Source organism: Gibbsiella quercinecans (genome assembly GCF_002291425.1).
Classification (GTDB): Bacteria; Pseudomonadota; Gammaproteobacteria; order Enterobacterales; family Enterobacteriaceae; genus Gibbsiella; species Gibbsiella quercinecans.
Genome location: NZ_CP014136.1, coordinates 2,499,684 through 2,519,972, shown reverse-complemented (window position 1 = coordinate 2,519,972; position 20,289 = coordinate 2,499,684). Strand labels below are relative to the sequence as shown.

The window sequence follows — 20,289 nt, the reverse complement described above, 5'->3', positions numbered from 1 at the left end:
GATTTCCTACGCGTCAACCTGGCCGGTGAGGATGAAAAAAAAGCGTGATGGCGGTCAAATCCTCAATTTTTTGTTATAGGATAGCCAACGGACAGTCCATCCCCTTCTGCGGAATTCTGATAATGAATAAATCTGTATCTGGCCTTGATGCCGAGCAAGGCTTACTTGGGCGTGTGTTTAAACTCAAGCAGCATGGAACTACGGTACGTACGGAAACGATTGCGGGTATCACCACCTTTTTAACCATGGTGTATATCGTCTTCGTTAACCCGCAAATTCTTGGTGCGGCGGGGATGGATACGCAGGCCGTATTCGTCACCACCTGCCTGATTGCGGCGTTTGGCAGCATCTTTATGGGGCTGTTGGCCAACCTGCCGGTGGCGCTGGCGCCGGCGATGGGGCTGAACGCCTTTTTCGCCTTTGTGGTTGCCGGGGCGATGGGCATTTCATGGCAGATTGGCATGGGGGCCATTTTCTGGGGCGCCGTCGGTTTTCTGCTGTTGACCCTGTTCCGCATTCGTTACTGGATGATCGCCAATATCCCCGTTAGCCTGCGCGTGGGGATCACCAGCGGTATTGGCCTGTTTATCGGCATGATGGGGTTGAAAAACGCCGGCATCGTGGTGGCTAACCCGGAAACGCTGGTCACTATCGGTAACCTGTCTTCCCACAGCGTGTTGCTGGGGGCGTTGGGCTTCTTCATTATTGCTGTTCTGGCATCACGTAATATCCACGCGGCGGTGTTGGTTTCCATTATCGTCACCACGCTGATCGGTTGGGCGCTGGGCGATGTGAAATACGGTGGCGTGTTCTCAATGCCGCCGAGCGTTACCTCGGTGGTTGGCCAGGTGGATATTGCCGGTGCGCTGAACGTTGGGCTGGCGGGGGTGATCTTCTCCTTTATGCTGGTTAACCTGTTTGACTCTTCCGGTACCCTGATCGGCGTGACCGACAAAGCCGGCCTGGCGGATGAAAAGGGCAAATTCCCGCGCATGAAGCAGGCACTGTACGTTGACAGCATCAGCTCGGTTGCCGGGGCGTTTATCGGCACCTCTTCGGTTACCGCATACATTGAAAGTTCTTCCGGCGTCTCGGTTGGCGGCCGTACTGGCCTGACTGCGGTAGTGACCGGTATCCTGTTCCTGCTGGTGATCTTCCTGTCGCCGCTGGCTGGTATGGTGCCGGCGTATGCCGCCGCCGGCGCGTTGATTTACGTTGGCGTGCTGATGACCTCTAGCCTGGCCCGCGTGAAGTGGGACGATCTGACTGAAGCCGTTCCGGCGTTTGTCACTGCGGTGATGATGCCATTTAGTTTCTCGATCACCGAAGGCATTGCGCTGGGCTTTATCTCTTACTGCGTGATGAAGCTGGGCACCGGCCGCTGGCGTGAAATCAGCCCCTGCGTAATCGTGGTGGCGCTGCTGTTTGTGCTGAAAATCGTGTTTATTGACGGCCACTAGGCCAGAGCAAAAGGCCGGTTTCCCGGCCTTTTGTCTTTCCTAAGCGCCGGGGGTTGCTTCCGGCGCTTTGCCCAAGACCCACTTCAACGGGTGTGAAAAGCGCGCTTGCCAGCCGCCGATATCCCTTTCACTTTCGCTAAACTGTTGCACGCTCACCTGGTTGCCGCTGTTGAACAGGTTGGCAAAGTGCAACGCCAGCGCCTGTTCGCTAAAGTTCTGCCGCGCGTAATATGCCAACACGATACGTTTGTTTTGCGCCAGCGATTGTAGTGCTGGCTGCACTAACCCGTTCGGGGCAATCAGCATGGCGCCGGCATAAAACTGCGGATATTTAGCCAGCAAGTTGGCGGCGTGTAGCGCCCCCTGGCCGCGGGCGGTCAGATAAATTTGCTGCGGGTTCAGTTGCAACTGCGGCACCAGCTTTGCCAGCGCTTGCTGGATTGCGCTTTGCGTACTTTCATCGCTATAGGTTGACCAACGGAAGCTGTTTTCCGACAGCATTTGCGTGCCGTTCAACTCAATATAGGCAACCCCCAGTTCCGCAAACAACAGGCGCTCTTTTAGCGTGATATTGGCTGCTTTTCCATACGGGTGCAGATAGATGATGGTTGGCCACCCGCCTTCCGGCGGCGGCCCATTGGGAACGCTATAAACCGGTTTGCCTTCAAATTGATGGGCGTGCTGTTGGTAGCGTGCTTTGGTTTCGGCGAGAATGGATTGATAGGTGCGTGTGTGCTGAATGCTGGTAAACGCATTATCTTCCAACAGATTGTAGTAATACCATAGCCCGCGTTTGGCGCTGAGCTGCAGATAACGCTCGGCCAGCTCGGTTTGGCCCTTTTCTGCCGAAGACACCGCTAATTGGTAAGGCGCCCATATGTTGTGCTGATCCTCGCGTATCAACGTCAGGTACAGCGACATCGCCTCTATTTCTTTCTCTTCCAGGGTCTGCGCCGGGCGCGGCTGGGTATTAAGCGTCTTATGCTTAGGCAATGCCACCGGATGTTCCCCGGCAGGATAGCGCATTTCTGCGGAAAAGAGCGGTCTGGTGATAAAAGCCAGCAAAATGGCCAAAATAAAACAAGGCATGAGTTAATAACTTTATTTATTAATGCCGTAGCGGCATTTCACATTCCTCTGTGATGGCGCTTTCAGCCGTTTGGAAGTGAAAGCGCCAAAGCAGCCCTTATCGTACGCGCAGGATATAATCGCGGAATGCCGCTAACTGGCCGCTCAGGAAGTCGAGCGAGCGTTGTTCCGTCAATTCCCCTTTCGCTTCATCCACTTTGTTCTGGATGACGCCGCCCATGAATTCAGGTTTGTTCATCACCATGGCGTCCAGGAACACCAGGATCTGGCGCAGATGATACTGGCAGCGCGCCCCGCCGATCGGGCCCATTGAGCAGGTTTGGATCGCAACTGGTTTGCCGGCCAGCGGCTGATTGGGCAGGCGGGAAATCCAGTCGATAGCATTTTTCAAACCACCTGGCACCGAGTAATTATACTCAGGCGTAATGATAATCACGCCGTCTGCCTGGCGGATTTGTTCTGCAATGGCCTCTACCGCGGCAGGGAAACCCTCATCTTGCTGCAGATCGGAATCGTAGAGCGGGATATCGCGGATTGAAGGCAGGGCTTCGATAGTAACGCCTTGAGGGGCGAGGTTCGGCAATGTACGTGCCACCATGGCATTGTAAGAACCTTTGCGCAAACTGCCGAGCAGGGTAACGATTTTTAACGCTGGATCTGACATGTTAACTCTTCCTTATCGAATGAACAGATTTAGGCTAAAACTCCCACAACAGATAGTATGGCAAATATGATAATGATAATAGGCCAAGTATGAATCTTTATTCGTTTTTATAATTGGTAGCGGGAATTAATAGCATTAAAAAAGAAAATAATTTTAGTTTATATAAATCAATGGATTAGTTTTATTTTGCGTGAGCTTTATACTGCGGCAGTGCAGCACAGCGTGGCGTGATCCCACCACGGGTTGTGGTTCACCTGGGTATTGAAAACCGCAAACTGATGCGAGGCGATTTCCTGCAACAGCAGGGGTAACGGCATCAAGGTTCGCCACGGGCGGCCATCTTGCCAGAGCTGATAATGTGCCCGATCATAGTTTTGCTGCTTTGCCGCCAGTTTCGGTTCGCCGCACATGCTACTGACGATGAATATCCCACCGGGTTTGAGGATCCGCCGAACCTGATTGAGGTAGCGCTGCCGCTGTTCACCGAGCAGGCAATGCAGGCAACTGCCGTCAAAGACCAGATCGAACATCTGGTTGCCGAACATGCTCAGCGTGCAGACATCGCCATGCTGGAAGGTGCCCGCCAAACTTTGCGCAGCAAATGCCTCCTGCGCCCAGCAAATGGCGGTGGGGGAAATATCCACCCCGTAAACCCGGTAGCCTTTGTGTGCCAGCCACTGCGATGCCATGGCGCCGTTGCCACATCCCAGTTCAAGGCAGGCGGCGCCCGGCGTGGGCAAAATCCCGTTATCTTGCAAGGATTGCAGTGTTACTGCCAGTTGCCGCGAAGCGCGTGGGTATCCTTCACCGACCCAGGCCTGGTAGCCCTGTTTTTTTAACGCCCGGTAGCGCTGTTCGTAAATCGTCATAGTCTGTGCCGTTCGGATGATAAGCCATAACGTGGTAAGACAATATGCTAACGCCGATGAGTATTGGCTGAAATGCCTAATGTTATGCCGGCTTTTTTACATTCAGACGGCAGGTGAGATGCTATTGCTCACTTAACTTCATCTCCGGTAATACTCATTTTCCCGTGGAAGCAAGATCCCCCAGATGGCATGATAATTTGTATAAGAAAACGGCGGAGTTCAATTGTTTACCAACGAGGAATTCTATGAGTAACCAGACGCAGATAACCGTATTTCAGGGAATAGTCGGCGATCGTAACGATCTGGCGCGCCCCGGCGCTATGGCAATTGGCAAGTTGCTTGCGCAAAGGTTTGGCCTAACACCCGAGATTATCGGCGCATCGGCTGCGGTGATTGGCGGCGGCTGGCGGGAAGCGCTGGACGCCGCCAAACCATCATTGAACGCTTTATCCGGTCGGCTAGACCATCTTTTTGCGGAAAATATTAAACCTTTTACCGCATCCAGCCGCTGCGCGGCATCATTGGCAACATTACCGGTGGTTGCGCGTTATCATCCCGAAGCCTGCATCGTTTGGTTCGATGCCCATGCGGATCTGAATACCCCTGCCACTTCAGCAACGGGCTATCTTGGCGGCTTTTCTATCGCAGGGCCGGTCGGTTTATGGGATTCCGGTTTAGGCAGCGGTGTCGATTTATCCGCGGTGATACTGGTTGGTGCCCGTGATATTGATCCTCCAGAACAAAAACTGATCGACGACGGGAAGTTGCAATGGGTAGCGGCAGGCGACGGATTGGTGGAAGGATTAAAGCGTGCGATTAATGGCCGAGCGGTTTATGTCCACCTGGACTGTGATGTATTGGCTCCGGACATTGTCCCTACGGAATATCGGGTTCCGGGCGGGCTGTCACTAGATGACCTTTATCATGCCTGCCAGGTGATTGCAGAAAATGCTGTCATTGGCGTGGAAATTGCCGAGTTTCAGATTTCCCAAATAGAAAACGGTTCTCCCGTTTCTCCAGCCTCTCTGCTTGATGCTTTAAGCCCGTTAATTAATGGATTAAATTCATAACGAACCCGTGTGCGCAGTGATGGTTTCGCTCATGTCATAATGCGCCGGGCTGACGAGAAGTCCATAGCCGCCAATGGAAAAAATCCCGCATAACAATCAGCTATACGGGATGTGTGGAAGTGAGTGGACGCTTACATACTGAGCGTTACTTGCCGATGCAGAAGCTGGAGAAAATGCGCCCCAGCAGATCGTCCGAGGTGAATACGCCGGTTATCTCGCTTAAGCATTGCTGCGCCAGGCGCAGTTCTTCCGCCAGCAGTTCGCCGGCGTAGGCGCCGACCAATTGCTCTTTCCCTTGTTCCAGGTGCTGCGCAGCCTGTTCCAGTGCTTGCAGGTGGCGGCGGCGGGCCAGGAAGCCGCCTTCCATGTTGCTGGTAAAGCCCATGCTTTGTTTCAGGTGGTCGCGCAATTCATCAATACCTTCACCCGTGCGGGCCGAAAGGCGAATAAGTGAGTGACCGTTCACTTCGTGGATGCCCAGCGTTTCGCCTGTGATGTCGGCTTTATTACGCACCACGGTAATCGGCAGGGTACCCGGCAGGCGCGCCATAAATTCCGGCCAGATCTCGCTCGGGTCGGTGGCCGCCGTGGTGGTGCCGTCGACCATAAATAGCACGCGGTCTGCCTGTTCGATCTCATTCCATGCACGTTCGATGCCGATACGCTCTACTTCGTCGCTGGCTTCGCGGAGCCCTGCGGTGTCGATGATGTGCAGCGGCATGCCGTCAATATGAATATGCTCGCGCAGCACGTCGCGCGTGGTGCCGGCGATATCAGTGACGATCGCCGCTTCGCGGCCGGCCAGGGCATTAAGCAGGCTGGATTTACCGGCGTTCGGCCGGCCGGCGATCACCACCCGCATACCTTCACGTAGCAGGCTGCCCTGGCGGGCCTCACTGCGCACGCTGTCCAGATCGGCCATCACGCCGTTGAGTTGGGCCTCTATTTTACCGTCCGAGAGGAAGTCGATCTCCTCATCAGGAAAGTCGATGGCCGCCTCCACGTAGATTCGCAGGTGAGTGAGTGCTTCCACAAGCTGGTGGATACGCGCCGAAAATACCCCTTGCAGCGAGTTCACGGCCGAACGTGCCGCCTGTTCGGAACTGGCGTCAATCAAATCGGCAATGGCTTCGGCCTGGGCCAGATCGAGCTTGTCATTGAGGAACGCCCGCTCGGAAAACTCGCCTGGCCGCGCAATGCGCACGCCTGGCAGCGCCAAAATGCGTTTGAGCAACAGATCGAGTATCACCGGCCCACCGTGGCCCTGCAGTTCCAGCACGTCTTCCCCGGTAAAGGAGTTGGGGCCGGGGAACCACAGCGCAATGCCCTGATCGAGTGGTGTGCCGTTTGCGTCGCGGAACGGCAGATAATCAGCGTAGCGGGGTTTGGGCAGCTTGCCGAGCACGGCCTGGGCCACGTCTTTAGCGTTGCCGCCGGAAATGCGCAGAATGCCGACGCCGCCGCGCCCCGGCGGGGTGGCAAGGGCTGCGATAGTATCGGATGTGCTCATAGCGGGTTCTCTCTCAATATGCAAAAAGGCGGTCTTATGACCGCCTCTTGGTTACGCAGCAGGGGGGCGAAATGCCTAACCCCTCAATACGCTTACGACTTTTTCTTTTCGCGGCTGTGCAGGCCACGTTTTTCCAGCCCGCGGTAAATCAGCTGCTGCTGGATGATGGTGACCAGGTTGCTGACGATATAGTACAACACCAGGCCAGACGGGAACCACAGGAAGAACACGGTGAAGATCACCGGCATGAAGGTCATGATCTTCTGCTGCATTGGGTCCGTCACGGTGGTCGGCGACATCTTCTGGATGAAGAACATCGTAACGCCCATCAGGATTGGCAGGATGTAGTACGGATCCTGCGCGGACAGATCGTGGATCCACAGCGCGAACGGCGCGTGGCGCAGCTCAACCGAGCCCATCAGCATGTAATACAACGCCAGGAAAATAGGCATCTGTATAACCAGCGGCAGGCAGCCGCCCAGCGGGTTCACTTTCTCTGACTTGTACAGCGCCATCATTTCTTGGCTCATGCGCTGTTTGTCATCACCAATGCGCTCACGCATCGCCTGCAGTTTTGGCTGCAGCATGCGCATTTTGGCCATCGAGGTGTACTGCGCTTTGGTCAGCGGGTACATGATGCCACGCACGATGAAGGTGATGATGATGATCGAGAAGCCCCAGTTGCCGATAAAGCCGTGAATGAACTTCAGCAGTTTGAACAGCGGTTGGGAAATAAACCACAGCCAGCCGTAATCCACGGTCAGATCCAGGTGCGGCGCCAGCTGAGCCATCTGATCCTGCAGTTCTGGGCCAACCCACAGCGTCGCGTTAAGCTGTTGTTGTGCGCCCGGCTGCACGATAACCGGTGCAGATTTAAAGCCGATGGCAGACAGATTGTCGCCCGGTTTGGCGGTGTAGAAGGTGTTGCTGCCCTGCGTCGCCGGCACCCAGGCGGTGGCGAAATATTGCTGCAGCATCGCAACCCAACCGCCCTGTGTGTTGACGTTCAGGTATTCTTCTTTATCGAACGCGTATTTCTCGTATTTGGTGTCGCTGGTCGAGAACGCGGCGCCGCGGAAGGTGTGCAGCGCAAAATTGTTGCTGCCGGTATCGCGGTGCTTAGGCAGTTCGGCGGTTTGTTTCAACTGGCCGAACAGAGACAGCTCCAACGGGGTGGCGCTCTGGTTATTGATGCTGTAATCCACACCCACGGCGTAGTGGTTGCGTTTGAGCACGAACGTCTTGGTGAATTCCACGCCGTCACGGGTATAGGTCAGTGGGATTCGCAGTTCGTCCTGGCCATCCGCCAGCGTAAAGGTGTCTTGCGCCGCCTGGAACAGCGGGCGTTCGCCGTTGGCTGGGTTGTCCGGCCCGTTTTTGCCCGTCAGGCCGCTTTGCGCCTGATAAACAAATGATGGCGTCGTTTCCAGCAGTTGGAACGGCGTTGATGAACCCAGAGTATCCGGGTAAGCCAACAGTTTAGCCTGCTCAATGTCACCACCACGGGTATTGATGGTCAGCGACAGCACGTCGGTATTAACCGTAATCAGCTTACCCTGCCCACTGGCTGGCACGGCCTGGCTGGCTGCATCACCGGTTGCTGCGTTCGTGGTCTGTTGCGTGGTCTGGGCGGCTGGTTGCGGAGCATTATCCGTTTGCCAGGCCTGCCAGATCATGAAAGACACGAACAGCAGAGCGATGAGGAGAAGATTGCGTTGCGAATCCATCGTTAGTGTTCTCTGTTATTGTCAGTTTTCGGCGGCACGGGATCATCACCACCTGGGTTCAAAGGGTGGCATTTTAATACGCGTTTCACTGCCAACCAACTGCCTTTTATCATGCCAAACCTGCGTAATGCCTCAATTGCGTAATGAGAGCATGTTGGCTGGAAGCGACAGCGCGGCCCAAGCAACGGGCTGAGCACGAGCTGATAGGCCCGCACCAGCCCGATCAGGATGCGGGCGCCTGGCGACAGTGACGACGCCATAATTTTTCCAACGCTTCCGTCAACGCGCGGTTATCAAGATCCGCGACCCCCTTTTTGGCAACCACGACAAAATCCATCGGCGGCAAATTGTGCTGGTGCAAACGGAAGCTTTCGCGGGTAAGGCGTTTGATCCGATTGCGCTCATGCGCGCGCTTGACGTGTTTTTTGGCGACGGTAAGACCGATGCGGGGATGCCCCAGCTGGTTCAGGCGGCCGAGGATGGTGATTTGCGGCGTGCCAGCCCGTTGTGGCTGCTGGAAGACGAAAGTGAAATGAGTGGGAGTTAACAAACGTAACTCCCTGGGAAAAGCGAGCTTAACCACTCGGTGGGTTAGCTTTTATTACTTAGAAACAGTCAGACGAGAACGGCCTTTCGCACGACGGCGGGCCAGAACTTGACGACCATTTTTGGTGGCCATACGAGCACGGAAACCGTGGCTACGGTTGCGCTTCAATACGGACGGTTGGAAAGTGCGTTTCATAGCGATTTCTACCTAAACTTAAAATAATTACTGATCAGTAAACGCGTTTGGCTACTCGGCGTGAAGACGACCGACGCCTCAATCGCAACATATAAAGAGGCGGGATTGTAATAATTGTACAGTCCTGAGTCAATTCACATCGCGCTAGCCTACCTGGTTGCTTGCCAATACGGAGGAAAATCCGGTTTTGGCCCGTGGTCACCGCAGAATCCTGTCTGGCAAATAACACACCATGAAGGAACCAGGTATCACACGTAGGGCGAAGATTATACGGACTCGCGCTTAAAGCGCAAGGATCCCAGCACGATCCTTACGCTTTGGCACAAAGATCCGCCGTGGATAACCGGGTATAACCTGTTGGCGGTGAAAAAATGCCGGCCTGAATCCGGGATCTCTCCAGTATTGAACGGCTTATGGCGAAAAGATCGTCGCCGGCCGCGGCCTGTGGATAAAATGGATCTAATCTGTGATGAAGGGGAGGATCTCTTGCGCCATTTGCGCTATGATCCGTCATTCCGATCGCGATCCCCGTCGTGGGATCGTGGTGGGCATTAACCCCGATGGATGTCGAACCTCGGTCTGGCGGCCTGTACATAAAGCCGGCAATGCTGCTGTTCGAACAAATGCAGGGGATAAACCGTGAAAGGCGGTTCGCAGGCCCCACAGGCAGTCAGCCGTTGCCGGGCGTGTGTCAAAAATCATGAGTCATATAAAGTAGCCCGATTCTTTTCTTTTATTGATCTTGTTCGAGTGGAGTTCGCCGTGTCACTTTCGCTTTGGCAGCAGTGTCTTGCCCGATTGCAGGATGAGTTACCTGCCACAGAATTTAGTATGTGGATACGCCCATTGCAGGCGGAACTGAGTGACAACACCCTGGCGCTGTATGCGCCGAATCGCTTTGTGCTGGACTGGGTGCGCGATAAGTACTTAAACAATATCAATGGCCTGCTGAATGATTTCTGCGGTACCGATGCCCCTTTACTGCGTTTCGAAGTAGGGAGCAAGCCGGTGAGCCAAATCCTCAACCCTGCGGTGGCCGAAAGCCGCAGCAGCGCCCCGGTGGCGCCGGTGGCAGCGCGCATGGCGGCGCCTTCACGCCCCAGTTGGGATAACGCGGCGCCGCCGCCTGAGCTTTCTTACCGTTCCAACGTCAACCCCAAGCATACGTTCGATAACTTCGTTGAAGGTAAATCGAACCAGCTGGCGCGCGCCGCGGCGCGCCAGGTGGCGGACAACCCCGGCGGCGCGTATAACCCGCTGTTTTTGTACGGCGGCACCGGCCTGGGTAAAACCCACCTGTTGCACGCGGTGGGTAACGGCATTATGGCGCGTAAAGCCAACGCCAAGGTGGTGTACATGCATTCGGAACGCTTTGTTCAGGATATGGTCAAAGCCTTGCAGAATAATGCCATTGAAGAGTTCAAGCGTTACTACCGCTCGGTTGATGCATTGCTGATCGATGACATCCAGTTTTTCGCCAACAAGGAGCGTTCGCAGGAAGAGTTCTTCCACACCTTCAATGCGCTACTTGAAGGCAACCAGCAGATCATTCTGACGTCAGATCGTTACCCTAAAGAAATCAATGGGGTGGAAGATCGCCTGAAGTCCCGTTTTGGCTGGGGGCTGACTGTGGCGATCGAGCCGCCGGAGCTGGAAACCCGCGTGGCGATCCTGATGAAAAAGGCCGACGAGAACGACATTCGTCTGCCGGGCGAAGTGGCGTTCTTTATCGCCAAGCGCCTGCGTTCCAACGTGCGTGAGCTTGAAGGCGCGCTGAACCGGGTGATCGCCAATGCGAACTTTACCGGGCGCGCCATCACCATCGATTTTGTGCGTGAGGCGCTGCGCGATCTGCTGGCGTTGCAGGAAAAGCTGGTCACCATCGATAACATTCAGAAGACGGTGGCGGAATATTATAAAATTAAAGTCGCGGATTTGCTGTCCAAACGGCGTTCACGCTCGGTTGCCCGCCCGCGCCAGATGGCGATGGCATTGGCAAAAGAGCTCACCAACCACAGCCTGCCGGAAATCGGCGATGCGTTTGGTGGCCGCGACCATACCACGGTGTTGCACGCCTGCCGTAAAATCGAGCAGTTGCGTGAGGAAAGCCACGACATCAAAGAAGATTTTTCCAATTTAATCAGAACATTATCCTCATAGCGCTATGAAATTTATCGTTGAACGTGAGCATCTGCTAAAACCACTGCAACAGGTGAGCAGCCCACTGGGCGGCCGCCCGACGCTACCGATTCTGGGTAACCTGCTGCTGCAGGTGACGGAAGGCTCGTTGCTGCTGACCGGCACCGATCTGGAAATGGAAATGGTGGCGCGCGTTGCCCTGTCTCAGCCCCATGAAGCGGGCGCGACGACAGTCCCTGCGCGTAAGTTTTTTGACATCTGCCGTGGCCTGCCGGAAGGCGCTGAAATCGCCGTTCAGCTGGAAGGCGAACGGATGCTGGTGCGTTCCGGCCGCAGCCGTTTTTCGCTGTCTACGCTGCCGGCGGCGGATTTCCCCAACCTGGACGACTGGCAAAGCGACGTCGAGTTCACGTTGCCGCAGGCCACGCTGAAACGCTTGATCGAAGCGACCCAGTTTTCCATGGCGCACCAGGACGTGCGCTACTACCTGAACGGTATGCTGTTTGAAACCGAAGGCGAAGAGCTGCGCACGGTCGCCACCGACGGCCACCGCCTGGCGGTGTGTTCCATGCCTATCGGCCAGGCGTTGCCTTCCCATTCGGTGATCGTGCCGCGTAAAGGGGTGATGGAACTGGTGCGTTTGCTCGACGGTGGCGATTCGCTGTTGCAGCTGCAAATCGGCAGCAACAACATTCGCGCTCACGTTGGCGACTTTATCTTTACGTCCAAGCTGGTTGACGGCCGTTTCCCGGATTATCGCCGCGTATTGCCGAAAAACCCGGACAAAACCCTGGAAGCCGGCTGCGATCTGCTCAAACAGGCGTTTGCCCGTGCGGCGATCCTGTCGAACGAGAAATTCCGTGGCGTGCGGCTGTATGTGAGCGCGAACCAGCTCAAAATCACCGCTAACAACCCGGAGCAGGAAGAAGCGGAAGAGATCCTCGATGTCAGCTACGGCGGCACTGAAATGGAAATCGGCTTCAACGTCAGCTACGTGCTCGACGTATTAAATGCGCTGAAATGCGAAGATGTGCGCCTGCTGCTGACCGATTCGGTTTCCAGCGTGCAGATTGAAGACAGCGCCAGCCAGGCGGCGGCGTATGTTGTCATGCCAATGCGATTGTGATCGATGCCGGGGCTTGCTGACTTGCTATGTTACCGTTTGGGCGGCGCCCGCCAGCCTCGCGTAGTTGGTGTACGCGCTGGTGGTTGTGCGTGGCCCACAGGTAAACGGCCTGTGCCGATAGCGCCCTTACATTGAGCATATTTTTCCCAATGATGGAATTGGTATGGCTCTGACGCGTTTACTGATTAAAGATTTCCGCAATATTGAAGCGGCGGATCTGGAGCCGGCCGCCGGCTTTAACTTTCTGGTGGGCGCCAACGGCAGCGGTAAAACCAGCGTGCTGGAAGCGGTATATACGCTGGGGCACGGGCGCGCATTTCGCAGCCTGCAGGCCGGGCGAGTGATCCGCCACGATCAGCCTGAATTCATTTTGCATGGCCGGATCGACAGCGGCGCCGAACGCGAGCTGTCGGTGGGGCTGAGCAAAAATCGCCAGGGAGACGGCAAGGTGCGCATTGACGGCAGCGACGGCCATAAGGTGGCCGAGCTTGCCCAATTGTTGCCGATGCAACTGATTACGCCTGAAGGTTTCACCCTGCTTAACGGCGGGCCGAAATTCCGCCGCGCCTTTCTGGACTGGGGGTGTTTTCACAACGATCCCGGTTTCTTCATCGCCTGGAGTAACTTAAAACGCTTGCTGAAGCAGCGCAATGCCGCGCTGCGTCAGGTAAGCCGCTACGCGCAGATTCGCGCCTGGGATCAGGAGCTGATCCCGCTGGCGGAACGTATCAGCGCGTGGCGGGCGGATTATTGCGATGCGCTTGCCGCGGATATTGCCGCGACGTGCACGCAGTTTCTGCCCGAATTTGCCCTGAGCTTTTCATTCCAGCGCGGCTGGGATAAAGAGAGCGACTACGGCGAACTGTTGGAACGCCAGTTTGAACGCGACAGGGCGTTAACCTATACCGCGCTGGGGCCGCATAAGGCGGATTTCCGCATTCGTGCCGATGGCACGCCGGTAGAGGATTTATTATCGCGCGGTCAGCTAAAACTGCTGATGTGCGCGTTGCGCTTAGCGCAGGGTGAGTTTCTCACCCGGCAGAGCGGGCGGCGTTGCCTGTATCTGATTGATGATTTTGCCTCCGAGCTGGACACCGGCCGTCGCCGGTTGCTGGCTGATCGCCTGAAAGCTACCCAGGCCCAGGTATTTGTCAGCGCCATTAGCGCTGAGCAAGTTACCGATATGGCTGGTGAAAAGGGCAAGATGTTCCGCGTGGAACAAGGTAAAATAGAGGTTCAACCACAGGACTAAAATGAGCGAGAAACGTTGATGTCGAATTCTTATGACTCCTCAAGTATCAAGGTATTAAAAGGGCTGGACGCGGTGCGTAAGCGCCCGGGCATGTATATCGGTGATACCGATGACGGCACCGGCCTGCATCACATGGTATTCGAGGTTGTGGACAACGCTATCGACGAAGCACTCGCTGGCCACTGTAGTGACATTCAGGTAACCATCCATGCCGATAACTCCGTCTCGGTGCAGGATGATGGCCGTGGGATCCCAACCGGTATTCACGAGGAAGAAGGGGTTTCCGCGGCGCAGGTAATCATGACCGTCCTGCACGCCGGCGGTAAGTTCGATGATAACTCCTATAAGGTTTCCGGCGGCCTGCACGGCGTGGGCGTATCGGTTGTTAACGCCTTGTCCGAGAAGCTTGAGCTGGTGATTCGCCGCGAAGGCAAGGTGCATGAGCAAACCTACAGCCATGGCGAACCGCAAGGTGCGCTGAAAGTGGTGGGTGAAACCGATCAAACCGGCACCATGGTGCGTTTCTGGCCAAGCTACCAGACGTTCACCAACCAAACCGAATTCCAGTACGAAATCCTGGCTAAACGCCTGCGGGAACTGTCGTTCCTCAACTCCGGGGTTTCTATCCGCCTGAAAGACAAGCGCACCGATAAAGAAGACCACTTCCACTATGAAGGCGGGATCAAAGCGTTTGTTGAATATCTGAACAAAAACAAAACCCCGATCCACCCAACGGTGTTCTATTTCTCCACCGTGAAGGATGATATCGGCGTGGAAGTCGCGCTGCAGTGGAACGATGGCTTCCAGGAAAACATTTACTGCTTTACCAACAACATCCCACAGCGCGATGGGGGTACCCACCTGGCCGGCTTCCGCGCCGCCATGACCCGTACCCTAAACGCATATATGGATAAAGAAGGCTATAGCAAAAAAGCGAAAGTCAGCGCCACCGGCGACGATGCGCGCGAAGGCCTGATTGCTGTGGTGTCAGTAAAAGTACCGGATCCGAAGTTCTCTTCTCAGACCAAAGACAAACTGGTTTCTTCAGAAGTGAAAACCGCGGTTGAACAACAGATGAACGAATTGCTGGCTGAATATCTGCTGGAAAACCCATCTGATGCCAAAATCGTGGTCGGCAAAATCATTGATGCGGCGCGTGCGCGTGAAGCAGCGCGTAAGGCCCGTGAAATGACCCGCCGCAAGGGTGCGCTGGATCTGGCCGGCCTGCCGGGCAAACTGGCCGACTGCCAGGAGCGCGATCCGGCTCACTCCGAACTGTACCTGGTGGAAGGGGACTCGGCGGGCGGTTCTGCTAAGCAGGGGCGTAACCGCAAGAACCAGGCGATTCTGCCGTTGAAAGGTAAAATCCTCAACGTGGAGAAGGCGCGCTTCGACAAAATGCTGTCTTCACAGGAAGTGGCTACGCTGATCACCGCGTTGGGCTGCGGCATTGGCCGCGATGAATACAACCCGGATAAACTGCGTTACCACAGCATCATCATCATGACCGATGCCGACGTCGATGGTTCGCACATCCGTACGCTGCTGTTGACCTTCTTCTATCGCCAGATGCCGGAAATCATCGAGCGCGGCCACGTGTTTATCGCCCAGCCGCCGTTGTACAAGGTGAAAAAAGGCAAGCAGGAACAGTACATCAAAGATGATGAAGCGATGGATCAGTACCAGATCGCCATTGCGATGGACGGTGCTTCGCTGCATACCAATGCCAGTGCGCCTGCGCTGGCCGGCGCGCCGCTGGAGAAGCTGGTCGCCGAGCACTATAGCGTGCAGAAGCTGATCGGCCGCATGGAGCGCCGCTACCCGCGTGCGTTGCTGAACAACCTGATTTACCAGCCGACGCTGCACGAAGATGATTTTAGCGATCGCGCTAAAGTTGAGGCCTGGATCGAATCGCTGGTGAAACTGCTGAACGAGAAAGAGCAGCACGGCAGCAGCTACAGCTACGTTATTCACGAAAACCGTGAGCGCCAGATGTTTGAGCCGGCGCTGCGTATCCGTACCCACGGCGTGGATACTGACTATCAGCTGGATTTCGATTTCATTCACGGTGGCGAATACCGCAAGATCTGCCAACTGGGTGAAACCTTGCGTGGCCTGATTGAAGAAGACGCCTATATCGAACGCGGCGAGCGCCGCCAGCCGGTGAGCAGCTTCGAGCAGGCGCTGGAATGGCTGGTGAAAGAGTCCCGTCGCGGCCTGTCCGTTCAACGCTACAAAGGGTTAGGCGAAATGAACCCGGAACAGTTGTGGGAAACCACCATGGATCCGCAAGGCCGCCGCATGCTGCGCGTAACCGTGAAGGATGCGATTGCGGCAGACCAGCTGTTTACCACGCTGATGGGGGATGCGGTTGAGCCACGCCGAGCCTTTATCGAAGAGAACGCCCTGAAAGCGGCGAATATCGATATCTAACGCCACCAACGCGTCTGAAATCTCGCGTTATCGGCTTAGCAAAAATCCGCACAGGTTTTCCTGTGCGGATTTTTTATGCGCGTTTACCGCTGACAGGGCGGACAAAAACGCGCTAGCATGTGGAAAATCACTGGGAGAACGTGTTGATGGCTATTGAATTGATCGCAATTGATATGGATGGGACGCTGCTGGATCCGCAGAACCAGATAACGCCAGGGGTCAAGGCTGCTATTGCCGAGGCGCGCCGCCAAGGGGTACACGTGGTGTTGGCAACGGGGCGGCCTTACGTTGGCGTGCAGAATTATCTGCGGCAGTTGGATATTCAAGGCAGTAATGATTATTGCATTACCTACAACGGCGCTTTGGTATTGCAGGCGGCGGATGGCGCTTGCCTGCTGCAGGAAACGCTGGATTTTGATGATTATCTGTATTTTGAGAAAATGGCGCGCGAGCTCGGCGTCCACTTCCAGGCCTTTGATTTCAACACGCTGTATACCGCCAACAAAGACATCGGTAAATACACCATCCACGAAGCATCGCTGACCGGTATCCCTCTGAAATACCGCAGTGTGGAAGAGATGGATCGCCAGATGCGTTTCCCGAAAGTGATGATGATTGACGAGCCGGCATTGCTCGACAGCGCCATCGCCCGCCTGCCGCCGGAAGCGAAAGCAGGCTATACCATAGTGAAGAGCGCGCCTTACTACCTCGAGATCCTGAGTAAAAAGGCAGATAAAGGGGCCGGGGTGCGGAAACTGGCCCAACACCTTGGCATCAAGCAGGAAAACGTGATGGCGCTGGGCGATCAAAGCAATGACTACGCGATGGTCGACTATGCCGGCGTCGGCGTGGCGATGGGCAACGCCATCCCGGAACTCAAGCAGATCGCACAGTTCGTCACCACCACCAATGCCGAAGATGGCGTCGCGCACGCAATTGAAAAGTTTGTGCTCAACGCCTGATACCCGCCAGGCTTCGCCTTCTCTGCGGCGGGCAGAGAAGGCGAGGTTGCTTATACCTGCTGGCTATCGCCGATGGCCTTCAGGTATTTATCCAGATCGATATTTCTGCCGCACAGCACCACCGCCACCTTTTTCCCCTGATATTCAGGCGCCAGTTTAATCGCTGCTGCCAGCGCCACGCCGGCGGCGCCCTCGATCATCCAGCGTTCGCCGGCGGCGATCAGCCGCATTGCCTGCTTGATTTGCGCTTCACTGACCAGCACTTTACGGTCGATCAACTGTTGGCACGGCGCGAAGGTGACCGCCCCGGGCTCTACGCCGCCGGCGGTGCCGTCAGAAAGCGTTTCCTGTTCTTCCACCGGGAAAATCTCCCCGGCTTCCAGCGCGCTGTACATGCTGGTGGCGTTTTCCGGCCAGCAGGCAATAAGTTCGGTTTTTGGCGACAATCGCTGCAGAACGGTACCAATACCGGTAATGTAGCCACCACCGCCTACGGCGACGAATACTGCGTCCAGATCGGGCTGTTGCTCCACCAGCTCCATGCCGCAGGTGCCTTGGCCGGCAATCACCTGCACATCGTTATAGGGTGAAACATAGGTTTTTTGTTGTTCGGCGGCGGCGGCTTTGCCTTGCAATTCGGCATTAAGCCCATCGCCCGGCACCAGTTCCACCTGCGCGCCCAGCGCGGTAATCGCCGCCATTTTTATTTTGGCGACGCTTTCCGGCGCATAAACGGTAACGTTAACGCCCGCCAGCTTGCCGGCCTGCGCCATCGCCAGGCCGTGGTTGCCGGTAGACGCCGCGATCACGCCGCGTTTGCGCTGCTCGCTGCTCAACAGGCGCAGTTTGTTGCTGGCGCCGCGGAACTTGAATGAGCCCGTCAGCTGCAGGTGATCGCACTTCAGATACAGTTCGCAGCCCAGCTGTTGCGACAATACCGGGCTGTGTTCCAGTGGCGTTACACGTACCTGCGGGCGCAATAGCCGGTGTGCGGATACGATCTCATCAAATAGGTTGCTCATGCAGATTCCTTAATGTTTCTCTGAAAGTGGTAACCCGTTGTCCGGCTGTGGGTTTTCGCCATGTAAGCCCACGTCGCTTTTCCCTGGATGTGATTTAATAGCATAAGTTAATCATAGGGATAGCGCTAATACATTCCAATTTTTTGTATTTAATCCCGGGGCTGGTTATTTTAATATTTATCTGATTTATGTTTCTGACGAAATATATAAATCATTTCTTCAGCATAATCCTATTTTTATCGCAGATATAACACGCTGTAAATTCCTACGTTATTATAGGCCGCAGCCGCAGAGTATCAGCGGAAACATAATGGGCAAACCAATAAAAAAGAGAACGGTAATATGAAAAAATGGGTTTTGGCATCCCTGCTGAGTCTGTTTAGCGTTTCTGCGATGGCGCATACGGTCAGCCAGGCAAAACACATGCGCGATAATCAGGATGTTACGTTGACCGGGAAAATCGTTAAATATCTGGGTGATGAAAACTACTTGTTTAAAGACAATACCGGGCAGATCGTTATTGAAGTTGATGATGACGACGATGAAAGGCTGCGCCACTATACCGGCACCGTTACGCTGGTGGGGGAGATCGATCGTAACGATAGCCGGGTAAAAATCGACGTCGATTCCGTCAGGAAAAGATAACATAGCCGGAATAGCATGCCGGTAGCCAATCGGCATGCTATTTATAAATCATTTTAATAGCGCTATTGAGCGCGTTGCGTTGACCTTCTATCTATGCCATCGATGTAATTAAGCGATTCGACTAAATAGCGCATCGGTAACGGCAAAGAGTAAATCTATTATTTAAGCGCTGTTTTTTTTATTACCTGCCAATAAAACGACGTCGTACATGGGGATTTCAAGCACGGGCCAGGTTCAAAATAGCCCGTAAGCCGCTATCATGGTGCCTCTGCCTGAAAGGAGCCACCATGAGCTATCGGGAAAAACAGCTGACCTTCGCCGAGCGCGGGCATCAGCTAACCAACATTAACGTCTGGACGCCGTGTGGCCAGTGGTTGGCCTATGACGTGCGCCCCAGCGGCGCGTCTTTTACCGGCTTGACCATTGAACGGGTCAATGTGTTCACCGGCGAGGTTGAAGTGGTATACCGCGCCCAGTTCGGCGCGCACGTTGGCGTGGTCACCGTCAGCCCCGATGCCCCGGCGCGTTATGCCTTTATCCACGGCCCGGAACACCCGGACAGCAGTTGGCAGTATGATTTCCATCACCGCCGCGGCGTGATCGTCAGCGAACCGGATCGCGAACTGGCGGTTACCCTGGATGCGCTCGATATTACCCCTCCCTTCACGCCCGGCGCGCTGCGCGGCGGCAGCCATGTGCACGTGTTCAGCCCGGATGGCAGCCGCCTGAGCTTCACCTATAACGATCACGTGCTGCATGAACGCGATCCGGCGCTGGATCTGCGCAATGTGGGTGTCGCCATACCGCTGCACGGCGTTAATCCGCCGAAACAGCACCCGCGTGAATATGACGGCAGCCACTTCTGTGTGCTGGTCAGCCGGACGGTGGCGCAGCCGCAGCCAGGCAGCGATGACATCAACCGCGCGTATGAAGAGGGGTGGATCGGCAATCATGGCTATGTGAAACCCGACGGTAGCCGCCAGCGCTGGGCATTGGCGTTTATTGGCGATACCGTTTCGGCCCATGGGGAAAAGCAGCCGGAAGTCTTTATCGTCGATTTGCCGGCCAACGATGCCGCCTATGCCAAAGCGGGCGCCGAGCCGCTGCAGGGCACCGAAACCACGCTGCCGGCGCCGCCGCTTGGCGTTACCCAGCGGCGCCTGACTGACACCGGCGCTCGCCGCTACCCTGGGGTGGCGACCACGCCGCGCCATTGGTTACGCAGTTCGCCCGACGGTAGCCAAATCGCGTTTTTGATGAAAGATGACCGGGGCGTGGTGCAACTGTGGTCCGTTTCGCCGAATGGCGGCGCGCCGCGCCAGATCAGCCAGAGTGAACATAGCGTGCAGTCAGCGTTCAGCTGGCACCCGCAGGGGGATAAAATTGCACTGGTGAGTGATAACAGCGTGATGCTGTGTGATGTTGCCAACGGGCGCATGCAGCGCCTGACGGCGCGGACGCCACAGCCGCCGAGCGGCGATGCGGTGGTGTTTTCCCCGGATGGCCAATGGATCGCCTATATGCGCGAAGTCGCGGGGGTCAGCCAGATCTTTGTGGTTGGGCCGGTGGTGTGAATCAA

General features: G+C 55.7%; 18 protein-coding genes. 9 read left to right on the top strand and 9 right to left on the bottom strand.

Translation table 11 applies throughout. The features are described 5' to 3' along the window. The first annotated feature begins 122 nt into the window (after positions 1 to 122). Entirely contained in the window at positions 123 to 1,460 is a 1,338-nt protein-coding gene (locus ACN28Q_RS11635) for an NCS2 family permease (protein ID WP_095846496.1), read from the top strand. 39 nt (positions 1,461 to 1,499) lie between these two features. On the opposite strand, the gene ACN28Q_RS11630 is transcribed toward ACN28Q_RS11635, so the two are convergent. The 3 genes from ACN28Q_RS11630 to ACN28Q_RS11620 form a co-directional block, all read right to left on the bottom strand. Continuing rightward, positions 1,500 to 2,549, bottom strand: a complete 1,050-nt coding sequence (locus ACN28Q_RS11630; protein WP_095846495.1) for an alpha/beta hydrolase — start codon at positions 2,547 to 2,549, stop codon at positions 1,500 to 1,502. 97 nt (positions 2,550 to 2,646) lie between these two features. Then, the gene (locus ACN28Q_RS11625; protein ID WP_095846494.1) at positions 2,647 to 3,213 is read right to left on the bottom strand and encodes an NADPH-dependent FMN reductase; all 567 of its coding nucleotides are present in this window, start codon (positions 3,211 to 3,213) and stop codon (positions 2,647 to 2,649) included. A 197-nt stretch (positions 3,214 to 3,410) separates the two neighbouring features. After that, positions 3,411 to 4,082 carry a class I SAM-dependent methyltransferase gene (locus tag ACN28Q_RS11620; protein ID WP_095846493.1) on the bottom strand — a complete coding sequence of 224 codons (672 nt, stop codon included), beginning with the start codon at positions 4,080 to 4,082 and terminating at the stop codon, positions 3,411 to 3,413. Between the two features lie 245 nt (positions 4,083 to 4,327). Here ACN28Q_RS11620 and ACN28Q_RS11615 point away from each other — a divergent pair, with 245 nt between their 5' ends. Then, positions 4,328 to 5,152: an arginase family protein gene (locus tag ACN28Q_RS11615; protein WP_095846492.1), complete on the top strand. Its 825-nt coding sequence runs from the start codon at positions 4,328 to 4,330 to the stop codon at positions 5,150 to 5,152. Positions 5,153 to 5,297: 145 nt separating this feature from the next. Here the strand turns inward: ACN28Q_RS11615 and mnmE are convergent, their stop codons facing one another. The 5 genes from mnmE to rpmH form a co-directional block, all read right to left on the bottom strand. Continuing rightward, entirely contained in the window at positions 5,298 to 6,662 is a 1,365-nt protein-coding gene (mnmE, locus tag ACN28Q_RS11610) for a tRNA uridine-5-carboxymethylaminomethyl(34) synthesis GTPase MnmE (RefSeq protein WP_095846491.1), read from the bottom strand. A 92-nt stretch (positions 6,663 to 6,754) separates the two neighbouring features. Continuing rightward, positions 6,755 to 8,389 (bottom strand): membrane protein insertase YidC, encoded by a 1,635-nt coding sequence (gene yidC / locus ACN28Q_RS11605; protein ID WP_095846490.1) that lies wholly within the window; start codon positions 8,387 to 8,389, stop codon positions 6,755 to 6,757. Positions 8,390 to 8,391: 2 nt separating this feature from the next. Continuing rightward, positions 8,392 to 8,649, bottom strand: a complete 258-nt coding sequence (yidD, locus tag ACN28Q_RS11600; RefSeq protein WP_095846489.1) for a membrane protein insertion efficiency factor YidD — start codon at positions 8,647 to 8,649, stop codon at positions 8,392 to 8,394. Continuing rightward, positions 8,613 to 8,972 carry a ribonuclease P protein component gene (gene rnpA / locus ACN28Q_RS11595; RefSeq protein ID WP_095846488.1) on the bottom strand — a complete coding sequence of 120 codons (360 nt, stop codon included), beginning with the start codon at positions 8,970 to 8,972 and terminating at the stop codon, positions 8,613 to 8,615. The genes yidD and rnpA overlap by 37 nt, the downstream gene beginning before the upstream one ends. 18 nt (positions 8,973 to 8,990) lie before the next feature. Continuing rightward, complete coding sequence (gene rpmH / locus ACN28Q_RS11590; protein WP_003849659.1) at positions 8,991 to 9,131, bottom strand: 50S ribosomal protein L34; 141 nt, start codon at positions 9,129 to 9,131, stop codon at positions 8,991 to 8,993. Between the two features lie 762 nt (positions 9,132 to 9,893). Here rpmH and dnaA point away from each other — a divergent pair. The 5 genes from dnaA (at position 9,894) to yidA (ending at position 17,043) form a co-directional block, all read left to right on the top strand. Beyond that, positions 9,894 to 11,291, top strand: a complete 1,398-nt coding sequence (dnaA, locus tag ACN28Q_RS11585; RefSeq protein ID WP_095846486.1) for a chromosomal replication initiator protein DnaA — start codon at positions 9,894 to 9,896, stop codon at positions 11,289 to 11,291. A 4-nt stretch (positions 11,292 to 11,295) separates the two neighbouring features. Then, a complete protein-coding gene (gene dnaN / locus ACN28Q_RS11580) occupies positions 11,296 to 12,396 on the top strand; it encodes a DNA polymerase III subunit beta (RefSeq protein WP_095846485.1) in 1,101 nt (366 codons plus the stop codon). Between the two features lie 163 nt (positions 12,397 to 12,559). Beyond that, positions 12,560 to 13,648: a DNA replication/repair protein RecF gene (gene recF, locus ACN28Q_RS11575; protein ID WP_095846484.1), complete on the top strand. Its 1,089-nt coding sequence runs from the start codon at positions 12,560 to 12,562 to the stop codon at positions 13,646 to 13,648. A gap of 18 nt (positions 13,649 to 13,666) precedes the next feature. Beyond that, the gene (gyrB, locus tag ACN28Q_RS11570; RefSeq protein ID WP_095846483.1) at positions 13,667 to 16,081 is read left to right on the top strand and encodes a DNA topoisomerase (ATP-hydrolyzing) subunit B; all 2,415 of its coding nucleotides are present in this window, start codon (positions 13,667 to 13,669) and stop codon (positions 16,079 to 16,081) included. 146 nt (positions 16,082 to 16,227) lie between these two features. After that, a complete protein-coding gene (gene yidA / locus ACN28Q_RS11565; protein WP_095846482.1) occupies positions 16,228 to 17,043 on the top strand; it encodes a sugar-phosphatase in 816 nt (271 codons plus the stop codon). 50 nt (positions 17,044 to 17,093) lie between these two features. Here yidA and ACN28Q_RS11560 read toward each other — a convergent pair whose 3' ends face one another. Beyond that, entirely contained in the window at positions 17,094 to 18,065 is a 972-nt protein-coding gene (locus tag ACN28Q_RS11560; RefSeq protein WP_095846481.1) for a threonine/serine dehydratase, read from the bottom strand. 342 nt (positions 18,066 to 18,407) lie between these two features. Between ACN28Q_RS11560 and ACN28Q_RS11555 the strand changes: the two genes are divergently transcribed. After that, positions 18,408 to 18,710: a NirD/YgiW/YdeI family stress tolerance protein gene (locus tag ACN28Q_RS11555; RefSeq protein ID WP_095846480.1), complete on the top strand. Its 303-nt coding sequence runs from the start codon at positions 18,408 to 18,410 to the stop codon at positions 18,708 to 18,710. A gap of 287 nt (positions 18,711 to 18,997) precedes the next feature. Then, positions 18,998 to 20,284 carry a YidR family protein gene (locus ACN28Q_RS11550; protein ID WP_095846479.1) on the top strand — a complete coding sequence of 429 codons (1,287 nt, stop codon included), beginning with the start codon at positions 18,998 to 19,000 and terminating at the stop codon, positions 20,282 to 20,284. The last annotated feature ends 5 nt before the right edge of the window (positions 20,285 to 20,289 follow it).